The sequence below is a fragment of the Rubrobacter marinus genome (assembly GCF_011492965.1).
Taxonomy (GTDB): domain Bacteria; phylum Actinomycetota; class Rubrobacteria; order Rubrobacterales; family Rubrobacteraceae; genus Rubrobacter_F; species Rubrobacter_F marinus.
On sequence record NZ_CP045121.1, the window covers coordinates 2,675,427 to 2,696,686 of the forward strand.

Annotated in this window: 13 protein-coding genes; 1 reads left to right on the forward strand and 12 read right to left on the reverse strand. The window is 70.1% G+C overall.

Annotated features, from left to right (window positions below):
- Positions 1-409 precede the first annotated feature (409 nt).
- From GBA65_RS13770 to GBA65_RS13815, 10 genes are all read right to left on the reverse strand, one after another.
- Positions 410-3,937 (reverse strand): Ig-like domain repeat protein, encoded by a 3,528-nt coding sequence (locus GBA65_RS13770; protein WP_166397035.1) that lies wholly within the window; start codon positions 3,935-3,937, stop codon positions 410-412.
- Positions 3,934-6,384, reverse strand: coding sequence for a cupredoxin domain-containing protein (locus tag GBA65_RS13775; RefSeq protein ID WP_166397036.1), 2,451 nt, complete (start codon positions 6,382-6,384; stop codon positions 3,934-3,936). Before GBA65_RS13775 ends, GBA65_RS13770 begins: the two co-directional genes overlap by 4 nt.
- 231 nt (positions 6,385-6,615) lie before the next feature.
- Entirely contained in the window at positions 6,616-7,104 is a 489-nt protein-coding gene (gene lepB / locus GBA65_RS13780) for a signal peptidase I (RefSeq protein WP_166397037.1), read from the reverse strand.
- Positions 7,071-7,754: a hypothetical protein gene (locus tag GBA65_RS13785; protein WP_166397038.1), complete on the reverse strand. Its 684-nt coding sequence runs from the start codon at positions 7,752-7,754 to the stop codon at positions 7,071-7,073. The genes lepB and GBA65_RS13785 overlap by 34 nt, the downstream gene beginning before the upstream one ends.
- A 50-nt stretch (positions 7,755-7,804) precedes the next feature.
- A complete protein-coding gene (locus GBA65_RS13790) occupies positions 7,805-9,784 on the reverse strand; it encodes a multicopper oxidase family protein (RefSeq protein ID WP_207955775.1) in 1,980 nt (659 codons plus the stop codon).
- Positions 9,785-9,987: 203 nt separating this feature from the next.
- On the reverse strand, positions 9,988-11,004 hold the full coding sequence (locus GBA65_RS13795; protein WP_166397039.1) for a CopD family protein: 1,017 nt from the start codon (positions 11,002-11,004) through the stop codon (positions 9,988-9,990).
- Positions 10,994-11,521 (reverse strand): copper resistance CopC family protein, encoded by a 528-nt coding sequence (locus GBA65_RS13800; protein ID WP_166397040.1) that lies wholly within the window; start codon positions 11,519-11,521, stop codon positions 10,994-10,996. The genes GBA65_RS13795 and GBA65_RS13800 overlap by 11 nt, the downstream gene beginning before the upstream one ends.
- A gap of 359 nt (positions 11,522-11,880) precedes the next feature.
- A complete protein-coding gene (locus GBA65_RS13805; RefSeq protein ID WP_166397041.1) occupies positions 11,881-12,159 on the reverse strand; it encodes a hypothetical protein in 279 nt (92 codons plus the stop codon).
- Positions 12,160-12,433: 274 nt separating this feature from the next.
- Complete coding sequence (locus GBA65_RS13810) at positions 12,434-13,159, reverse strand: response regulator (protein WP_228281334.1); 726 nt, start codon at positions 13,157-13,159, stop codon at positions 12,434-12,436.
- Between the two features lie 54 nt (positions 13,160-13,213).
- Positions 13,214-17,665, reverse strand: coding sequence for a PAS domain S-box protein (locus GBA65_RS13815; RefSeq protein ID WP_166397042.1), 4,452 nt, complete (start codon positions 17,663-17,665; stop codon positions 13,214-13,216).
- A gap of 669 nt (positions 17,666-18,334) precedes the next feature.
- Between GBA65_RS13815 and GBA65_RS13820 the strand changes: the two genes are divergently transcribed.
- Positions 18,335-19,303: a diguanylate cyclase domain-containing protein gene (locus GBA65_RS13820; RefSeq protein ID WP_166397043.1), complete on the forward strand. Its 969-nt coding sequence runs from the start codon at positions 18,335-18,337 to the stop codon at positions 19,301-19,303.
- Positions 19,304-19,437: 134 nt separating this feature from the next.
- Here the strand turns inward: GBA65_RS13820 and GBA65_RS13825 are convergent, their stop codons facing one another.
- A complete protein-coding gene (locus tag GBA65_RS13825) occupies positions 19,438-20,316 on the reverse strand; it encodes an ABC transporter permease subunit (protein ID WP_166397044.1) in 879 nt (292 codons plus the stop codon).
- The gene (locus GBA65_RS13830) at positions 20,313-21,212 is read right to left on the reverse strand and encodes an ABC transporter ATP-binding protein (RefSeq protein WP_166398514.1); all 900 of its coding nucleotides are present in this window, start codon (positions 21,210-21,212) and stop codon (positions 20,313-20,315) included. The genes GBA65_RS13825 and GBA65_RS13830 overlap by 4 nt, the downstream gene beginning before the upstream one ends.
- Positions 21,213-21,260: the final 48 nt, after the last annotated feature.

The following is a 21,260-nucleotide window of genomic DNA, read 5'->3' on the forward strand; positions in this document are numbered from 1 at the left end:
AGAATCCGGGGGTGAAATGAGGCGGGGCAGGCACACCCCGTCGGACTTCGAGCCTCTGCTTGCCCACTTCGCTGATCGCACCCATCCTCATCCTTCTCCCCCGCTCGCGCAAGAGCTCCTGTTGCACCTCCTATCGTAGGCCGCCACCACGCGCGGCTTCATCGCGCACATGGACGATCTTTCGCTAGCCCAGGTGGGCTAGCGAGAGGCTCGGCGACGACTCGAGAGGTGCCTCCCGTACCGGGGAAGGTCCCTCCGGGCGGAGTAGGGAGCGGCCCCCTTCGCCCCTCGATCCCACTGGCGTCGACGCAGGCCACCCGTCCCGCGCATCGGCAGCCTGGATCCGCCGATGCGCGGTGCCCCGCCCGGGTTTGGGCGGGGCACCGCGCCACGAGACCGTGTCGCTCGCCTAGCGGACTACGGTGAAGGTCCTCGGCGGGCTGGTGTTGGGCGCATAATCGGCGTTGCCGGCGAAGTTGACGCTCACCGAGTAGCTTCCGACGCTCGGCGGCTTGTAGGCGAAGCTGTAGCGGGAGGCGCTCAGGGCCACGCTCCGGGTCGAGATGACCGCACCGTTGCGCTTGATGGTCACCTTCACCGAGCCCGCGACGTTCGGCGTAACCGTGCCCGTAAGCGTCCGGGACTGCCCGAGCTTGAGGTTGGTTATCGCCGTGGTGTTGGAGACGAGGGCCTTGACCTGAATCCGCTTCACGGGGCTCTGGGAGGCCTGGAACCCGACCCTCGCGTCGCCCGCGAAGCGCACCCGGTAGTCGGTGTTCTTCTTGGGCACGATCCCGGCGAAGCTGTAGGCCCCGCCGGCGGCGGTGTCGGCGCGCTTGATCTCGGAGAAGGCCGCGGCACCAACCGGCTTGTGCTCGAGGATGACCTGCCTGCCCACGATCGGGTCGGCGCCCCGCAGCAGCTTGCCGGAGAGCGTGCCGCCCTTGCCGTAGTCCACGCTCGTGGGGGCAGCGAGGCCGACGGTGGTGGCGGACGGCGAGATCTCCAGGGGCAGGATCGGGTGGTTCCCGTTCGCCCGCGGGTTATCCGTGTCGGGAACCGGGGTCGGATCTAGGGCGCCGGACGCCGGCTTCGGGTAGACCCGCATGAGGCCCCAGAGGCCGCCGGAGAGGTTGTGGCGGTACATGCCGTCGGCGTAGCGGTAGTCGCCGGCGAAGCCGTTGCCCGCGCTCGGCAGGTGGACGTTGAGGGCGCGGCCCACGCTGAACCCGCCCTGGGCGGAGACCAGGGGCGAGCTCCCGTCGCCGGGGAACTGCTGCCACGCGTGCCCGAGCATCTCGAAGGTGTGCTGGCGCTGCTTGTCCGCCCCCTGCAGGACGCGCATCCTGACCGCGTCGCCGGCGAAGGCCCTGAAGACCGGGGTGTCGGGGTCGCCGTTGGCCCTGGAGCTGTAGACGTTCGCCAGCTGCTTGCCGTCGAGGGGGCTCGTCTCCGTGGCCAGCGCGGCCTCCCGCCCGCCGAGGCGGTGCTTGAAGGGCGTCGAGCCGTAGTTGAAGCCCTTCTCCCCCTGGTCGATGTGGTCGTGGGCCTCGGCGCCGGGCGGCTCGGGGGCCTCGGCGGGCGCCCCCGGCTCCTCGATGTGCGGGGCCGCCGGGTCCGGGACGTTCAGTATGGGCGCGCCGGAGGCGTCGCGGAGGTTCAGGCCGTCCTGGAAGAAGGTCGTGAACTCGCGGAAGTCCTTCCCGTCCGGCACCCTGATGTCGGCGCTCACGCCGCTCCTTATCTCCTGGCCGGTCTTCGGGTCGTGGTAGGTCGAGCCCCTGGGCTCTATGTTCAGGCCGCCGAAGAGGCCGTGGTGGCGGTGCCCGCGCACGTCGCCGAAGTCCGTGAGGTTCGTCGCGCCGATCTCGCCGGGGCTGACGTCGTCGGCGTACCAGCGGTAGAGCTTCGACTCGCCCGGGGCCACCGTCTGGTCGCGGTTGTAGCCCACGGCCGTGCCGTCGGAGCCGCGCACGTCGAACTGGACGGTCTGCGGGTGCAGGGAGACCCTGAGGCCCGCGGGGGTGCCCGTCATGGGCTCCAAGGGCGGCATGGCGTCGCCGTCGGCGGCCCCCTTGTGCTCCAGGAACTTCGGGGTCAGCTTGTTCGTGAGCCTCACCTCTACGCAGTCGCCCTCGTTCGCCCGGATCGTCAGGGGCTCGGGCTTCTTGGCGCCGCTCTTGATCGCGGCCTCGTCCTCGGCGAGGGCGTAGATCAGGCCGTAGGGGTCGTGGTCGCCCTGCTTGTTGTACTTGATGTTCGCCTCCATCGCGACGACGTTGTACTTGCGCGACGGCGCTCCGGGGGCGCAGGGCGTCCCCGGCGAGTTGGCCTCGGGCGGCGCAAGAGAGTTGGAGCCGGTGCTCGTGGGCGCGCCCTCGTCGGCGGGGATCGTCGTGGTCGGGGCGGTCGCGTCGGTCGGCTGCGTCGGCGTGGCGTTGTCCGGCAGGGGCAGGAGGCTCGGGACCTGCTTGCCGCGGGCCCTCAAGATGCCCCACATGCCCATGTACAGGTCGTCGAGGTTCGTCGAGGAGTAGAGGTAGTCCCCGGCGCACGCCGCGTCGTTCGCGCCGCACTCCATCTTCGGGACCTTCATGTTGAACGCCTCGGAGATCCCGATGTCCTGGGTGCCGACGAACGGCGACTCCGGGTCCTCGGCGTCCTCGCGCCAGCGCATCCCGTTCACCGCGAAGACGTGCTGGTGCTCCTGGGAGCCCTGGATCACGCGTATCTGCACCGGGTCCTCGGCGTAGGCCTCCAGAAGCGGCGTGGCCGGGTCGCCGAAGACGGAGGAGCTGAAGGTGTAGGCCGGGTCGACCTTCTGCCCGTTCTTCTCCTGCCTCAGCGGGAAGGGGGCGTTGCGGTAGTTGACGCCGACGATGCCGGGGTCCTCGTCGGGGTAGGCCTCGGGGGCGTTCGGGCCGACGAAGACGTCCGCGCGGTTGGTCGGGTCGCCGCCCTTACGGGTGAGGGAGACGAAGTCCTGCACCGCGAGGCCGAACTCGCGGAAGTCGTCCCTGGCGCCGGGGCCGATGATGTCCATCGAGGTCCCCACGGCCTCGCCCTTGCAGGAGCTGCCGCAGGCCGGGCCGTTGGCGGGGTTGTTTATGGGGGCGTAGAACTGCCCGGTCTTGGGGTTGCGGAAGTCCATCCCCTCGGGCTCGACCAGGAGACCGGCGAACTGCCCGCGGTTCTGGTCGATCGCCGCGAAGTGGTGGTCGTGGCTGAAGACGGTCTTCAGCTCGTAGTCGGCGTACCACCGCTCGCGGATGGTCTGCCCGGGCTGCGTGTCCCCGTTCCACGCGGCGTTCCACGTCGCCGGGTCCGGAAGCTTGCACCCACTCTGCTTGCTGCAGGGCTGCTCGCCGGCGATGACCTTGCGGTTGAAGTCCATCTGCTCCTTGGTGAAGGCGGCCTGCTGGTAGTTCCAGCCGTTGGAGGAGCCGTCGGAGGCGAGCACGTCGAACTTAACGAGGTGGATGTGCTGGCCCATCATGTTGGTCTGGACGAGCTTCTGGAAGGCGTCGTTCCCGAACCAGTTCGGCAGGAGGTTCGTCAGGTTGAAGTTGATGCAGTCGCCCGCGTTGACCCGCGTGAAGAGCGGCTCCGGCTGGTGCTTGTACGAGCCGTCCGGGTTCTTCTCCATCATCTTCGGCACGTCCTTGTCCAGGACCAGGAAGCGACCCTGGGTGTCGTGCCAGCCGGCCTCGTTGTAGACCACGTCGCGCTGCATGACGGAGACGTCGTAGGTCACCTCGCGGGCGCCCGAGGGGCAGGGGTCGCGGAAGGGGGCGCCCGGCTTGGGCTCGGCACCCTTGAGGTTGTACCTCTGGGCGTTCTTCTCGACGTCGAGCTTCCTCGCGATCTCGGCCTTCGCCGGATCCGCGTCGTCGGGGGCGAGCGCCGGGTCGAGGGCCTTGCCGGCCACGATCCTCATCGCGTCGACCTTCTTCGTCGGGTCGGCGGCGTCGGGCTCCTGGATGCTGCCCGGGGCCTGCGGGGCGCGCCAGCCGTACTCGCCGGGACGAAGCGGGGGAAGCCGGGGTTCTCGGCCGAGGGACCGGCGGGCGCGTTTCGGTCCGGCAGCGGCTTGACCTCCCGGACCTTCGTGCCGTCGGGGGTCTTCGTGGTGCCGTCCTCGCGGACGTCGTGTACCCGGAGGAGCGACCAGAACCCTTCGGCGAAGTGCGGGTAGAGGTGGCAGTGGAAGATCGAGTCGCCCACCGTCCCCGGCTGGCTGCCGGCCCCGTAGAGCAGGTCGGCCGTGAAGGACTCGCCGGGACCGAAGGTCTGGGAGTCGAGCGTCGCCGAGCCCGGGTCCTTCCGGGTGTTGCCCGACGCGTCGAAGGCCGCCGTGTCCTTGGGGTTGGCGAGCCACTGGTTGGCGTGCAGGTGGAAGACGTGCGTCTCGGCCACGCCCGCCATGGCGTAGCGGATCTTGGTCGGGTCGTTCGGGTAGGCGTGGGTGACGTTGGAGACGTAGCACGAGCCCTTGCCCTCGAGGCGCGTCTGGAGGCCGCAGTCCTCCTTGCCGGGCTCCCACGGGCTCTCCGCGGTCGCCTTGCCGCTGGCGAGCTTGATCAGGGCCGGGTCGCCGTAGCCCCACGAGGAGAGCGAGACCTCTTCGCCGAGCCCGTCGGGGAGGGGATGGTGCTCCCTGTTGCGCTGCGGCTCGGTGCCGTAGTTGAAGCCGTGACCGACCATCCCGGGCTGGACCTCGTTGTAGTCCTGGGCGAGCTGGGCGCTCTCGCGGAAGGAGGGCGCGCCCGGCGCATGGATGTCGGCGTCGACGTAGGGGTCGCCGTGGTCCTTGGTCACGCGGTCGACGCGCCCTTGGCCCGCGTAGATCGGCTTCCCGGTCTCGGGGTCGGTCCAGGCCGAGCCCGCGGGCTCGACGGCGATGGCGCCGTAGAGGCCGTGGGCGTTGGAGCCCGCGTCCTCCTCCTCGCCGCTGCTCATCGTCTGGCTGCGGAAGAGGTGCATCCCCTCCTCGTTCGGGACGCGCCAGTAGTACGTGATCTTGTTCTGCCCCGGCGTGTTGGGGACGCTCGTGTCCTCGTTGAAGCCGACGGCGCCGCCGTCGGAGGTCTGGGCGTTGTAGGAGACGCCCCGGGCCTGGATGGAGGCGCGCGGGTTCGTGAGGCGCCCGCCCCACTGCCGGTCGTTGAGCTCGTTCGTGAACTGGACCTCGACGCACTCGCCGACGTTGGCCCTGAGGATCAGGGGCCGCGGCCTGAGGCGCCTGTTCTCGGCGGAGTCCTGGGAGGCCTCGGCGGCGAGCGGCTTGTGCCAGTTTTTGACGGCCTCCTTGTCGCCCTGCAGCACGTAGACCTGGCCGTCCGGGTCGAGGTCGCCCCAGCGGTTGAAGGGGATCTCCACGTTTACGGCGGCGACGTCGTAGGAGCGGTTGGCGCTCCCGGCGTTGCACTCCCCGCCCGCCTGCTGGGCCTCGGCCGAGGGCGAGAAGTCGTGGCCGAAGATCGTCGGGCCGGCGAGGACGGCGAGGCCGGCCGCGAGGCCCGCGGCCCCCGCGAACGCCCGCGGGTGCCAGAGGCCGAAGGACCGGCGCTCCTCCCACGGCGCGCCCCGGAGGGCTGCGACCGCGAAGAGCACGACGGAAGAGACGCCGAGCACGACGCCCGCGTCGCGCCCGGCCTCGACGAGGGAGGCCGGCGCGCCCGCCGCCGCGTGCGCGACCGCGTACGTTCCGGCGGAGGCGAGCGCCCAGAGGAGCCGGGGCGAGGGGCCCCGGTCGTCCCCGAAGAGGTAGGAGGAGGCCGACCGGGCGAGCGGCGCGGAGGCCAGGAGCGCGAGGAGGGAGAGCGGCAGCGCGGGGATCGCGCCGAGCAGCCACCCCTCGGAAAGGCCGTCGTGGGACCCGTGGGTCCCGGCCCGGAGCAGGTGCAGAACGAGGCCGGCCCCGAGCACCTGGGCGGCGCCGGGGACGAGGCAGGAGGCGAGGCTGCGGTGGGCGCCGGAGAGCGGGATCAGCGCCAGGATCAGGCCGAGCTCGGCGGAGACGGCGGCGAGGTCGAGCGCCCCTACCGCCTCCGCGTCACCGACGTGCGGCCCGAAGAAGGGGACGCCGCTCGTGCGCGTCGCCGCGTAGAGGGCGACGAGCGCCAGGTTCGCGTAGACGCCGAGCAGGGCGAGGGACCGGGTGGGCCACCTGAGGAGGGCGAGGCCGTAGAGGCCCTGCGCCGCCGCGGCGGCGAGGAAGAACGCCCCGTAGCCCCACCACTCGGAGAGGTGCTCGGGGGCGGCCCACAGGTGCATCACCCCGGCCGCCACCGAGAGCAGCCCGGCGGCGTAGACGGCGAGCTCCGCCATCGTAAGGTTGATGCCGGAGTCTGCCAATCTCGCCGGTGCCGGTTGCGCTGCCATCTAAGTCCTCCCGCTCGGATCTCCTCGACCTGGCCTTAATGGTGGACCAGGCCCGCGAACGGGCCATCGCGCAGATGGATGATCTTTGACTACCCCAGTTGGGCTAGAGGGCGCAGGGGCGCGCCGACGGGGGGAGCGCTATTCGAGGGTTCGTGCCCGGCTCGCCTCCCGCGCGACGGCCGAAGCCGGCGCGAGAGCGGCGTCAGGTGACGGTGCGGGACACGGTCCTCCTCAAAGGGCCCCGGCCCTCTCCACGGGCCAGAAGCGCAGCACGGCGCGGCCCAACAGGTCTTCCTCGGGGACGGGTCCCGTGGTGCGCGAATCGAGGGAGTTGGAGCGGTTGTCCCCCATCACGAAGACGTGCCCCTCGGGGACGGTCTCCGGGCCGAAGAAGCTGGAGTCGGTGAGCCCGTAGTCCACGTAGGGCTCGCGCACGAACTCCCCGTTCACCACGAGGACGCCGTCCTCGACGGAGATCTCATCCCCCGGCAGCCCGACCACGCGCTTTATGACCGCGCCGCCCCCGTCCTCGAAGACCGCCAGGTCCCCGCGCCCGGGCTCGGTGAGCCGGTAGGCGGATTTGGCCGCGAGGACGCGGTCGCCGGGCTCGAGCGTGGGGCTCATGCTCCCGGAGGGGATCAGGAAAGGCTCGGCCACGAACGGGCGCACGACGCCGAAGACAAAGATCACGGAGAGCGCGAGCACCACCACGAGGTCCATCCGCGCGACGCGCCGGGTGCCTCTCCCACCTCGTGTCGCGGTCGCCGGCGTACGCGTGACGCCGCCGAAGTCGCCGTCGACGCGGTGAGGAGGCCCGGCCGGAACGTCGATCGAGCGGGGCCGGGGCGAGCGGGGGGTGCTTCAAGAGAGCCCCCGAGGAGCCTGAGCGCCCACACCGCTGCGCCGAGGAGGAGCAGGGCGTTGATCACGACCCTGCGGTAAGCGCCGGAGAGGAGCGTGACCAGGAGGACGACGAGGCCCATCTCGGCCAGCGTGGCGGTCATGTCGAGCAGCCCCGCGTCCTCCACCTTGCCGGCGTGCGGGCCGAAGGGTACGCCGGAGGTGCGCGTGAAGACGTAGAGCAGCATCACGGCGAGGTTGCCCGAGATGCCGGCCACGACGACCGGGGCGGCCGGCCAGCGCAGCAGGGCCACCCCGAGGAGGCCCTGGGCGAGGGCGGTGGAGAGAAAGAAGACGCCGTATCCCCACCAGATCCAGGCGTATCCCGGCACCATCCACAGGTGGACCAGGGCGGCCACGAGGGAGAGCACCGCCGCCACGACGACCAGCCCCACGCCCTGCTCCAAAGAGGCCTCGGCCGGAGCCTCGCCGGACCGGGGGCCGTAGGCGTCGAGCCCCGTGTCCTGCATGCCCGAGCCCCCTTCCCCCCCGCGGCGGCGTTCCGAGAACGCCGGCCGCGCTACCTGACGACGCTGAAGTTCCAAGTCTTCGTCGTCCTCCGCCCCTGCGCGTCGGCGGCGACGATCCTGGCGACGTGACGGCCGCGCCGGAGCTTCCGGCTGGTGTAGGAGAGCGTATTCGTCGCCCGGTTGTAGGCGAAGTTCTTCACCTCGCGGTTGTCCAGGTACAGGCGCATGTTCCCCTTGGAGAGGTCGGTGCCGGAGTCGCTGACCCTCGCGACTAGCGTGGGCGTGAAGTCGCGGGTCCGGGAGTTGTGCCGGGGCCTGAGGGGCGTAACGACCGGGGCGGCGTTGGCCACCGGGCCGGGGTTCCCGCCCGACCCACTACCGGGGCTCCCGCCGCCGGGGCTCCCGCCGCCGGACCCACCCCCCGGGCTCCCGCCGCCGGAGTCGTCCTCCTCGAACAGTGGCGGCGCCTCGGAGATGGGCTTCGCCGGGACCGACGCCCAGGCCGGACCGCCCGAGCCGACCTCGAACTGGGTCATCATGTCGTGGTCCTCGTGGACGAGGTTGTGGCAGTGCATCATGTACCTGCCCTTCTGGGGGCCGAACTTGATGAGCACCCTGACCGTCTCGTTCTCGCCGACGTAGGCGACGTCCTTGGGGCCCCGCTCGTAGGGCCTGACGCCGGGGTTCGCCCCGTCGGTGCGCGAGAGGATCCTGAAGTCCACGAGGTGGACGTGAATCGGGTGGAACCAGCCGCCGGACTTGTTGGTGAACTCCCAGATCTCCAGGCTGTCGGGCTGCGGGTTCGCGTCGACCCGGTTGGGGTCCCAGATCTCGTCGTTTATCGTCCACATGCCGCCCGTGCGCCCGAACTCGAACCGCCGGACGGGGAGGCCCGGCACCTCTTCGAGGTTCATGACCTCGTTGTGGGGGTTGAGGACCGCGGGCACCTCGTTGTTGGAGAGATCCTTCGCCTCCTCCTTCACGTCGAAGCGCATGACCTGTCCCGTCGTGGGGTAGTCGACGTTGTTCTCGACCCCGAGGTTCTGGAGCACGATCTGCTGGTCGATCTCGTACTTCGCGAAGTCGATCACGAACTCGTAGCGCTCGGCCATCCCGACCACCAGGTCTCTGGTTTCGACCCGCTCGGGCATCAGGCCCCCGTCGGTCCCGATCACCGTCAGCGGGTCGCCCGTGGAGAGGGCGAGCTTGAAGCCCCGGGAGATGGAGGCGTTGAGGACGCGGAAGCGGTACTTGCGCCGCTCCACCTCCATCACCGGCCACGGCCTCCCGTTCGCCAGGATCACGTCGCCGAACAAGCTGTCGTGCCCGCTGCGGCTCTCGCCGTCGTCGAAGATCAGCGAGCCGTCGGTGCCGAAGATCGCGTCCCTGAGGACGAGCGGGACGTCGTAGTCGCCCTTGGGAATGGGCAGCCGGTCCTCCAGCTCGTCGTGGGTGATGTAGAAGGCGGCGCAGCCCATATAGGCGTTGAGCGCGGTGTCGTGCACCCCGTGGTCGTGGTACCACAGCGTGCGAGCGTCCTGGTTGTTCGGGTAGTGGTAGTCCTTGTACTCCCCCGGCGCGGTCGTGTCGTTGGCGTAGCCGTCGTACTGGGGCAGCGAGGCGTTGCCGTGCAGGTGCACCGACGTGTGCTTGTGGTCGATGTCGTCGATCTCGTTCTTGTGCCGCACGACGACGTTGCGTCCCTTCCTGACCTCGATCGTGGGCCCCGGGGTGATCCCCTCGTAGCCCCAGACCTCGGTCTTGGGGAGACCGGGGAGGATCTCCACCTCCTCGCACTTCATCGCCATCTCGTAGTAGTCGGTGGTCGCCGAGCTGTGCACGGGCTCGGCCACCGGCGGCTTTACGAAATCGAGCTGGAAGGGCGGCGGTAACTGCTCGGTCGGAAGGCGATCCGCCACCGCGATCTGGGTCCGCGCCATGCGCTCGAGGGGGAGCAGGAACGCCGCGCTCCCCAGGAGCCCCATCTTCAGCATGTCCTTGCGGGAGAACTCGCGGCTCGCTATTTCCATCCGGGCGGCTCCTTCCAACTATCACATTCGATCCGAAATCTTCTGCTCTGAATGATGGAACGGAGCAACGCGAGAGGCATCGCTCAAACAAGCGATCTTCCCCTAGCCCAAACGGGTGGAGGATGTCCTAGCCCAAATGAAGTATACGAAATAAAAGATACTAAATGGAGGGAGGGGGGTTCGGCCGGGCCGGGTCCGGGGGCTCAGGGAGAGGCGTAGCTCGCCGGGGGCAGGGTCGTGAGGAACCCCGCGGCCAGGAGGACGCCGAAGGCCAGCACGAGCTCCGCGCCGACCATGCGGCCGAGCGGCCCCTTGCCGTTGTCGATCAGGTTGATCCCGCCGGCCGCGAGCATGAGCGCCACGAGGCCGAGCTTCATTATGAGGGCCCTGCCGTACGCCGTCTCCAGCGCCGCATCCAGGCTCGGCACGTTGAGCAGCGTCGCGTGCAGGCCCGTCGCCACGACGAGCAGGACGGCCGCCGTCGCCACCTTCGAGAAGCGACGCACCGCCGTCCGGAGGAGCTTCGACCGCTCGCCGGGCTCGAGCGCGCGGAGCGGCCCGAGCAGCATCGCGGGGAACCCGAGGAGCCCGCCGATCCAGAACGACGCCGCGACGACGTGCAGCCAGCTCGAAAGGAGCGGGAGGACGCCGGGCTCGGCCGCGGCGTGGCTCCCCTGCGCCAGCGTCACGAGGAGCAACGAACCGACGCCGGTCGCCGCCCACCACGGGGTCGCGCGCCGCTGGCGCGCCGCCCAGGTCGCCGCCAGGGCCGTCAGCCCGGCGAGGAGGATGCGGGCGATCCAGAGCCAACCCGTCCGGGTCCCGAAGAGCGCCTCCCCGAAGAGGGCGGGGCCGAGAGCGTCCCCCGTGGCGCGCGCGGCGTAGATCGAGAGGTCCGCCACGCCCACGACCACGAGCGCCCCGGCGAGCGCCCAGGCCCCGCGCACGAAGGTCCGCCCCGCCTCCCCCACCCCGGCGTAAGGCCGACTCGCCGGGATCCAGACGACGGCCGCGAACGCCACGAGGCCCACGAGGAGCACCACGAGCCCCTGCGCCACGCCGCCCACGACGCCGGCCCCGATCTGGCCGGCGCCGAGCCCGCCCGCGTGGTCCATGTCCTGCGCCCGGACGGCCCGCGCCGGCAGGAGCAGGGCGGCGACCGCCCCTAAGAATAGAACCGCCCGCCGGGCGGAACCCCTTGTGTCGCTCCTAACGCCCACGCCCGCGCAACGAAAGCCCCAGCAGGACGACCACGCCGAGCGCCAGAGCGGCGTAGAGCGTGCCCGAGCCGAAGCCCCCGGTCTCCGTCGAGCCCTCGCCGCCGGACCTCGAGGCGGCCTCCTCGGGCTCGACGGGGGCCCCGCCGGCCTGGTCCTCCTGCGTCGTGTCGGCCGCCTGCGAGGAGGAGGCGGCGACGTCGAAGGAGTACTCGCCGGAGACCGGGTCCCCGTCGGCGCTCGTCACGGTCCACTCGACGGTGTAGGAGCCAGCGGGGAGCTCCTCCCGCAAGCTGGCCACCACGACCCTGGCGTCGTTCGGGTCCGACCGCCCGTCGTCCCCGTCCACGCGGTTCCCCCCCGAGTCGTAGACCTCTACCGGGTTGAAGGCGGCCTCGACGGGCTCGCCGAAGGAGAGCCTGACCTCGCTCGGGGCCTGTTCCAGGCTCTCGCCCTCGGCGGGAGCGGCGCTCTCGAGCTCGGCGTGCGCGAGCGCGGGGACCGCGGCTACGACCGTCAAGAAGGCGGAACAAACCAGGATCCTCAGCCAGCGAGCCCGAAACATCGATCAACCTCCCTCAAGCATCTGCGACACCGCACGCCGATATTTTGTAGCGGCCCGAATCGCCCGGGCATCCCCTATATGGGCCAGTTTTCCGCCGGCCCGTGATACCGGAAGCTTACCAGCAACCGCCGCGACGGACCTTATGGTACGTTTGTACCAGAGAAAGTTAGCCCAAAAGTACGAGGCGGGCCCGAAGCCCGTACGCGACAATATCTCCATTACCGGCCGGCGCGGCCTATTACCCCCCTCCTATCCGCGCCGGCCGACCTCTCTAGCGTAAAGAGACCGAGCGGCGGCTTCGAGGAAGGCGGGCCTCAGCCCGTGCTGGCCGCGCGTTGCGGGGCGCGCACGATGTCCAGGAGGTCCGAGAGCTGCAGGTCGTCGACCGTCGAACACTCGCCGTCGAGGCACACCTCGGAGAGGGAGCCGCAATCGGGGTAGAGCTCGACCCAGCTCGCGACCTGTTCCCGTACCACCTCGGTGGCCCTGCTGCACACCACGAGATCCGGGCGCAGGCGCCGCACCTCCCGGGTCAGATACCGGTGCTCCACCTCGAAGACGGCGGCGTTGGGGCAGAGCACCCGTAGGGCCACGGAGACGGCCTCCCCGTAGGATCTGAGTTCATTCGAGACGAGTATGCGTTTGGTGTCCATGGGAGCAATATAAGGCCCGTTCCCAACCCGGCCATCGTATAAATGGGCGATCTTTGCCTAGCCTCGTTGGGCTAGCCTCGGAGGCCACCCCGCAGGAGCCGCGGGAGCGTGCGAACAGCGCGCAGAAGCCGCCCGACGGCAGCCGGGGGATCTCCCCTATCGGGCGCCCGGAGCGCCCGAAGCGCCGCAGGCCCTCGAAAGGGGAGTCAGGCGATCAGCCGATCTCGACGACCCCGTAGCGCACGGCGAAGACGAGGGCTTGCAGGCGCGAGTGCACGCCGAGCTTGTTCAGGATGTTCACCATGTGGGTGCGCTCGGTCTCGAAGGTGATGTGGAGCTTGGCGGCGATCTGCTTGCTGTCGAGGCCCTCGGCGAGGGCTTGCAGCACCTCGCGCTCGCGCCGGGTGAGCCTGTCGATGGAGCGCCGCGCCTCCTGCTCCTCCTGGCGCTTGCGGCTCACCACGCGCAGCATCTCGATCACCTGGTTCGGCGAGAGCAGGACCTCGCCCGCCCGCATCCTGCGCACCGCGTCGACGATGTCGTGCAGACCGGCGGACTTGTGCAGGACCCCCGAGGCGCCGGCCTCCACTGCCTCGGCGAACTGCGCCGGGTCCAGGGACGCGCTCAAGACCAGTGTGGAGATGTTCATCTTGCCGTCGGCGATCTCCCTGATGAAGTCCGCCCCGGAACCGTCCGGAAGGGCAAGGTCGACGACGGCGGCGTCCACGGACTCCGCCGCGATGGCCTCGCGCGCCTCGGCTATCGAGCCCGCCTGCGCCACGACCGTGAACTCGTCCTCCCGGCCGAACACCAGCGCCAGGGCCTGACGGAAGGAAGCATGGTCCTCAACGAGCAGTATGCGCATAGTCCGATTCTCCACCCCGTCCTCGGTGATCATATACCTCTCTCGGTCGAGTTTACGCCCCGTGATGATAGCCACGCCCCTGCATTTTTGCATGGTACAGATGGGCTAGATTGCCTTGATTCGTATGCATTAGGCACCCGCGTGCGCCTCCAGGTCGTCCGGCGTCTGGAGCATGAGGGCCAGGGGGGCGAAGAAGCGGACCGTCGTGCCCCGCCCGGGCGCGCTCCTGACCTCGAGCTCGCCCCCGAGCCCGGAGGCCCGCTGCTTCATCGAGGAGGACCCGATGCCCCCCTGGGGAGCCGTGGCGTCGAAGCCGCGCCCGTCGTCGGAGACCTCGGCCCACAGAAGGTCCCCTTCCAGCCCCAGCGAGACCTTTATCCGCTGCGCGCCGGAGTGGCGCCGGGCGTTGTTTATGGCCTCCTGCAGCACGCGCACGAGCTCCCTGCCCTGCCTCTCCGGCAGGGTGGACGGGAAGCCCTCGCCGATCTCCAGCTCGACCTCGAACCTGCCGCGGGACATCCGGCGGTTCAGCTCCACGAGCGACCGCAGCGAGGCGGAGAAGGAGTGCTCCAGGCTCTCCTGAAGGCGCATCTCGAAGATCGCGGCGCGCAGCCCCTCGACCGAGCGCCGGAGGGCCTCGGCGGTGTCCGCGAGGCCCTCTTCCTTCCCGTTCTCGGAGAAAGCCTCGCGTATCTGGACGTCCTGGAGGGCGTAGACGAGGTCGGAGAGCACCTCGTCGTGCAGGTCGCGGGCGATGCGGCGCCTCTCCTCCTCGCGCACCTCGCGCATCCTCTGCTCCGCCCGCTTTCGCTCGGTGATGTCGCGGACGACGCCGCACACGACCTCCCCGTGGCCGCCGTAGGAGATGAGGCTGCCGGTCACCTCGACGTCGACCGTGGAGCCGTCCTTGCGCCGGTAGAGCCTCTCTCCGACCTTGTGGTACCTGCGTTGCACGACCTGACGGACGTTGGAGTCCACGCTCTCCCCGCCCCCGTCGGCGACCATATCCAGGATGGTCATCCCCCTGAACTCCTCGGCGGTGTAGCCGAACAGCTTCTGGCAGGCCGTGTTCGTCTCCAGGATGCGCTTGGTGGAGGCGTCGAAGAGGAAGAGGCACTCCGCCGTCTGCTCCACCACCGCCCGGTAGCGCTCCTCGCTCTCCCTCAGCTCCGCCTCGGCCCGCTTGCGCTCGGTGACGTCCTGGAACTCCAGGACCGCCCCGACCCTCTCGCCGTCGCGGTCCAGCGGGGAGACCGAACAGGAGACCGGGAAGAACGTCCCGTCCTTGCGCACGAAGACCTCCTCGACCTTCGTCACCCCGGTCGAGGCCGGGTCCAGGGCCTCCCCGAGCGGGCACTCGGAGATCGGGTAGTGGCTCCCGTCGGGACGGGTGTGGTGGACGGAGTCGTGCAGAGTCCTGCCCCGGAGCTCCTCCAGGGTGTATCCGGTAGCCGCCTCCGCCGCGGGGTTCATAAACGTGGGACAGCCCATGACGTCCATCATGAAGAGGCAGGAGGCGGCGTTGTCCGTGATGGTCTTGTTAAGCTGGCTCTGGTAGCGCAGAGCCTCCTCGGCCTCCTTGCGCTCGGTGACGTCGCGGGAGTTGACCACGACGCCCCGCACGCTCGGGTCGGAGAGGAGGTCCGTGGCCGCGGACTCGAGGTAGCGCCACGAGCCGTCCGCGTGGAGGAAGCGGTACTCGACGCGCGCCTGCTCCGCCCTCGAGAGCGCCTCGGTGAAGGCCTCGGCCACCGTGCGGGCGTCCTCCGGGTGCACGTAGTCGAAGGCGCTGTTCCCGACCATGTCCTCCGGCCGGTGGCCCAGGATGCGCTCGACCGCGGGGCTCTGGTAGCGGATGGTGCCGCCGGCGTCGAGCACCGAGACGATGTCGGAGGCGTTCCTGACGAGGGAACCGAACCGCTCCTCGCTCCGGCGCACCGACTCGAAGAGCCTGGCGTTGTCTATGGCGATCGCGGCCTGCGCCGCGAGCCCGATGGCGAGCTTCTCCTCGCGCTCCCCGAAGACCCCGGGCTCGGGGTGGCCGAAGAAGAGGCCGCCGAGCGCCTCGCCCGAGCGGGAGACCACCGGCACGGCGAGGTAGCTCGCCACGGGCAGGTGCCCCTCCGGCATGCCGTGGTGGGGGGCATTCTTGCCGTAGCGCGGGTCCTCCCTGATATCCGCCGAGCGCACGGGCCCGGTCGCCATAAACGTGGGGCCGAAGACCTCCGTGGCACGCGGCATGGGGAACCTGGAGAAGGCCTCGCGCGGGACGCCCGAGATGGTGTAGAGCGTGTAGGTTTCGCCCTCGTTGCCGAGTACGTTGTAGAAGAATGCCCCGAAACGGGCGCCGGTCAGCGCGGTGGCCTCGTCGGTCACGGCCTGCACCAGCTTCTGGAGGTCGAGCTCGGACGAGATCAGGCGTCCGATGCTGTTCACCTTCTCCAGCGTCTCGGTCTGCTCGCGCAGCGCCTCCTCGGCCAGCTCCCGCTCGCGGATCTCCCGCTGTGCCTCCTCGTAGAGCCTGGCGTTGTCCACGGACATCGCCGCGCGGCGGGCCAGCTCCTCCGCCAGCTCCAGATCGTCCGGCCCGTAGTGCCGGCCGCTCTCGGCCGCGATGAACGTGATCGCCCCGAGCGTTCGGTCGCGGGCGACGAGCGGCACGACCATGGACGACCTGAGCTCGAGCTCGCGCAGGATCTCCCGCTGCTCGTCGCCGAGGCCGGCCGCGTCCAGCATCTCCTCGGAGATCTCGGGCACGACCTGCGAGAGCCCCGAGCGGAGCACCGCGTACACCCCGTGCGGGGCGCCCGGATCGGGCGGAAAGCGCTCGTGCAGCCCCCACGCGAGGTCCACCTTCTCCGGGTCGGGGTGCGCCACCGCGAGGCGGATGAGCCTGCCGTCTTCGTCCAGCATGTCCACCGCGCACCAGTCCGCGAGGGCCGGCACCACCAGTTGCGCCAGGCGCCTCAGGGTCGCCCGGTAGTCGAGGGAGGACGAGAGCACGGTCCCGGCATCGGCGAGGAAGCGCTGTGCCTCCTCGGCCTTTTTGCGCTCCGTGATCTCCAGGGCGGTCCCGACGAAGCGTACCGCGCGCCCGTCCTCGAACAACGCCTGCCCCCGGGCCGCCACCCAGCGCTCCGTCCCGTCGCGGGCGACGGTCCTGTACTCGGTGTCGAAGTGGCCGCTCCCCGCGGGGTCCAGGGCGCGGCTCACCAGCCGCTCGACGCGCTCGCGGTGCTCGGGATGCAGCGCGTCTAGAAAGGTCTCGTAGTCCAGCTTGGTCCGTATCTCCAGCCCGAGCAACGCCCTCAACCGCTCGTTGCAGCGCATCTCCCTGGACTCGAGGTCGTAGTCCCACGTCCCGAGCCCCGTCGCCTCGACCGCGAGGCGGAGCCGGTCCTCGCTCCGGCGAAGCTCTTCTTCGGTCCGGATGCGCTCGGTGATGTCGTTCTGTACCCCGACGAAGGCGGTGAGCCGTCCCCCGTCGTCGTAGACCGGGGAGATGGAGACCTCGTTGTAGAAGGGGGTGCCGTCCTTTCTGTAGTTTCTGACGACGGTCTGGGCGTAGCGCCCCCGCCGGACCGCCTCGCGCATCTCCCCTATGCCGGGCTGGTCGCGATCTCCGGCCTGCAGGAAGCGGCAGTTCCGGCCGAGCGCCTCGTCCGCCCCGTAGCCGGTGATCGCCTCGAACGCCGGGTTGACGTAGGTGAGGGGTAGGCCCGGGCGCTTCGCGTCGGCGATGACGATCCCGTTCGAGCTCGCGGCGATCGCGCGGTCGCGCAGGCGCAGCGCTTCGTCGGCCCGTTTGCGCTTCGTTACGTCCTCGACGACGGAGACGAAGTAGCCCGGCCCGCCGAGCGGCTCCCTGACCATCGAGACTGTCAGCTCCACCCAAACGACGGAGCCCTCCTTGCGGAGGTAGCGCTTCTCCATCGAGTACGTCTCTATCTCCCCGGCCAACAGCGCCTCGACCTGGGCGAGGTCGGCGTCGAGGTCGTCGGGGTGGGTGATGTCCTGGAACGACAGCCCGAGCAGCTCCTCCTCCCCGTAGCCGAGGATCTCGCAGAGCCTCCGGTTGACCCTCAGCCACCTCCCGTCCACGCCGACGTGCGCCATGCCGACGGCCGCCTGCGCGAAGGTCGCGCGGAAGCGCTCCTCGCTGGCCCGCAGGGCCTCCTCGGCCTCCCGGTACCTCCGGCGCGACTCCGCCTCGCGAAGCTCGCGCGCCACGGTCGAGCCCAGGCGCGAGAGCCTGTCCTTCATGAGGTAGTCCTGCGCCCCGGCCTTCATCGCCTCGACGGCGGCCTCCTCGCCCACGGAGCCCGAGACGATAACGAACGGCGTGTCGGGGTCGCGCCCCCTTACGAGTGCCAGCGCGTCGGGGGCCCTGAAGCTGGGCATGCTGTAATCGGAGATCACCAGGTCCCAGCGCCGCCCCTCCGAGAGCGCGACCTCGAGATCCTCGGGGGTATCCACGCGCTCGTAGACGGGGTCGAAGCCGCCGCGCCTGAGCTCGCGCAGGACCAGCAGCGCGTCGTCGGGAGAATCCTCCACGATGAGCACGCGCAACCGCTCGCTCACGCCCGTCCCCTGCTCCGCCCCGGGACGGCGACGAGTGCCCTCGGAACGGAGCGGTGGGCGGGTCTCCCCGTCTGCTCCCCCGAGCCCGTACCACCGGGCCGCACGACGATGCTTTTCATAGTGGCTCTTCCTGTTTGGGCCTTCTTCTCGGCCCCCCTGCTCCAAACATAACGGGGGAACCCCCCACCGGCAAGGGCCGCGCGTCGCCGAAGGAGACCCGCGCCATCGTGGAAGGGCTCCGGCCCCGCAGCGAACCGGCCGCGGCGTCAGAATGACGCAGGCCGCCACACGGTCCTCCGCCTACGATTCCTTCGCAACGAGCCGACGGTTTCTTCCGGCAGACGTTAACACGTGGGCAGATCGGGACGCAGATCCGCGGCGCCGAATTCGGGTGCGCTCATATAAAAGGGACGTTGCATCCGAGTCCAGGCGCCCGGCGCGCTCCGGTAGGGCGGGGACGGCGAAGAATCGGCCCCGGTGTCTGCGCGTGTACGGGCCCTCCGACGTCGGCACGTGGGGAGGTCGCTCTCCGGCTCGGCGGCACCGGGAAGCGAAGATCCCCCAAATGGGGGATGCAACGTCGCCTCGGCGAAATGTACGCTCCCTGTCTGAAAGGTGGGCGCAGAGGGACGTTGCGCGGGGAGCGGGAAGGACGGTCTCGGGGCGGGGATGGCAGAGGCGCCGAGGGAGAGCCAGGAGCGGTTCGAGAGCGCGTTCGAGTACGCCGCGATCGGGATGGGCCTCGTCGCCCCCGACGGGCGGTGGCTGAGGGTGAACCGCGCCCTGTGCGAGACGCTGGGGTACCCGGAGGAGGAGCTGCTCGGTAAGACCTTCCAGGACATCACCCACCCCGACGACCTCGACGCCGACCTCGAACAGGTCGGGCGGCTGCTCTCGGGGGAGAGCCGCACCTACCGCAAGGAGAAGCGGTACTTTCGCAAGGACGGGCGGACGGTGTGGGCGCTCCTGAGCGTCTCCGCCGTGCACGACGAGGCCGGCGAGGTCCTCTACCTTATCTCGCAGGTCCAGGACGTGACGGAGCGCAAGGTGCTGGAGGAGAAGCTTTCGCACCTGGCGTACCACGATGCCCTGACCGGGCTGCCGAACCGCACCCTGCTCGAGGAGCGCATCGGCCACGCCTTCGACAGGTCCGGGAGGACCCGCGCGCCCGTGGCGCTCCTCTACCTGGACCTCGACGGCTTCAAGGAGGTCAACGACTCCCTGGGCCACGAGGCCGGGGACCGGCTCCTGACCGCGCTCGCCAGGCGCATCGAGACCCGCTCGCGCCCCGCCGACACCGTCGCCCGCCTCGGGGGCGACGAGTTCTGCGTCCTGCTCGAGGACATCCGCGGGCCGGGGGAGGCGGCGCGGATCGCCGGCCGGCTGCGGGAGTACCTGGCGGAGCCCTTCGATCTACCCGAGGGCCAGGTCCGCGTCGGGGTGAGCATTGGGGTCGCTGAGAAGGGCCCCAACGACGACGGTCGAACGGCCGGACGGCTACTGTGCGAGGCCGACGCCGAGATGTACAGGACCAAAAAGGCCGCCAAGGCCCGCCCGCGCGAGTTCTCGCTCGCCGCCGACTCGCCGGCCAGGGGGAGCAACCACGCGCGCCCGGAGCGGGCGCGCCCGCTCCTCTGAGGCCGATGGCCTCTCCAGCGTACGGCTCCGCCGACTCCTCAGGGAACGTCGCGGCCGCGGATGCCGCGTGCCACGCACGTCAACCCCGTCTACTCGGAGATGCATGGTCTATCTCGAGCCCTCGCGTCGCGGCTTCAGGTGTAGATGTCGCGGCGAGAGAAGGCCAGGGTGGCGAGGAGGACGAGCAGCAGGGCGGCGAGCGTGACGCCGCCGAAGCGAGCCCACTCGATGCCGTCCTCGATCGCCGAGCCGTAGTAGTAGAAGGCCGTGAAGGGCCGGGCGTCTTCGAGCTCCTCCACGGTGTTGCCGAGGGCGTTGACGAAGTACGAGGCGACGAGGACGGCCCCGGGGATGGCGACCGCGAGGAGGCGGCGGTGGAAGAGCGCCGAGCAGAGCATCGCCAGCCCCCCGAAGAAGGCGCACAGCGGCCACAGGTTCAGGACCGCCTCCGCCGTTTTTGCCGAAGAGAGCTCCACGTCCAGCGCCACGGCCGGACCCCAGGTCGCGAGCCCGAGGATGCCGAGGATGCCGAGGAGCGAGAGGGCGGTCGCGACGAAGGAGCTCCAGACGAGCTGCCAGCGCGGGATCGGGTTGCCGAGCAGGACGTCGATCGTGCCGCGCTCCTCGGCGCCGGCGATCGCGTTGGACGCCGCGAGGATGGGGAAGAAAGCCAGGGCCAGGGGGGCCATGAAGTTGAAGACCTGGGAGGCCAGGAAGCCCTCTATCGTCGTCAGGTCGGTGCCCTCGCCGGCGCCGAACAGCTCGCGCATCTCCGGCGGGTAGCTCTCGAGCAGCTCGTTTATGGCCGGGGCCTGCTCCTCCAGCGCGGGGAACGAGGCGACCGTCACGACGCTCAAGAGCCCGAGCGCGAGCCCCCAGACGATCACGCTCCGAAGCTGCGAGCGGAGGGCGTGCAGCACGAGGGCGAACAGCGTGCCCCCGCCCGCCCTTCCCGCCGCCCTGCGGTGCCTCCTCCTGGCCTTTCTCGTCTCCTGGGCTTTGTCCGAGATCACGACCTCCGCTCCTCCCCGTCGTAGTAGGCCAGGAAGATCTCCTCCAGGCTCGGCCGCTCGTACTCGAGGTTCACCAGCTCGTACCTCGCCGCCAGCTTGATCACCTCGTCGAGGTTGTCGTGGAGCGTGAAGGAGAGGCTCTCTCGGTCGGCCTGGAGGTCCTTCACCCCGGGCAGGGCCCGGAACGGCCCGGGGTCTACCGGCCCGGCGAAGGACATCCTGACGCGCCTGAAGGCCTTGTTCACCAGGGTTCCGGTCGTCTCGACGCTCACGAGGCGTCCCTCGCGGATGATGCCGACCCTATCGCAGATCTTCTCTACCTCGGCGAGGTTGTGGGAAGAGAGGAAGACGGTTCGCCCCTCGGCCCTGGTCTCGCCGACGATCTTCAGGAACTCCTCCTGCACCAGCGGGTCGAGGCCGCCCGTGGGCTCGTCGAGGATCAGGAGCGGCGGCCTGTGGAAAAGGGCCTGTATGAGCCCGATCTTCTGCTTGTTCCCCCTGGAGAGCCGGCGCATCGGGCGGCCGAGGTCCGCCCCCAGGCGCTCGGCGAGCTCGTGCGCGTAACGGAGGTCCCCCACCCCCCTCAGGCGGGCGAAGAACCGGAGCAGCCCCTCGCCGCTCATCCGGTCCTCCAGCGCGAACTCGCCGGGCAGGTTCCCCACCCGCTCCCTTATGCGCACGCTCTCCTTGCGGGAGTCCATCCCGAAGACCTCCGCCCGCCCGCTCGTCGGGCGCAGATAGTCGAGGAGGGTGCGGATGGTGGTGGTCTTTCCCGCCCCGTTGGGGCCCAGAAAGCCGAAGACCTCGCCCTCGTCGACCTCGAGGTCGACGTCCCGTATGCCCCGGTTCCTGCCGTAGCGCTTGGTGAGCCCCTCGGCACGAACGACGGCGCCCATCACGCCCCAACCTCCACCCGGTCTCCCCTGCGGCGACGGCATCTCGCC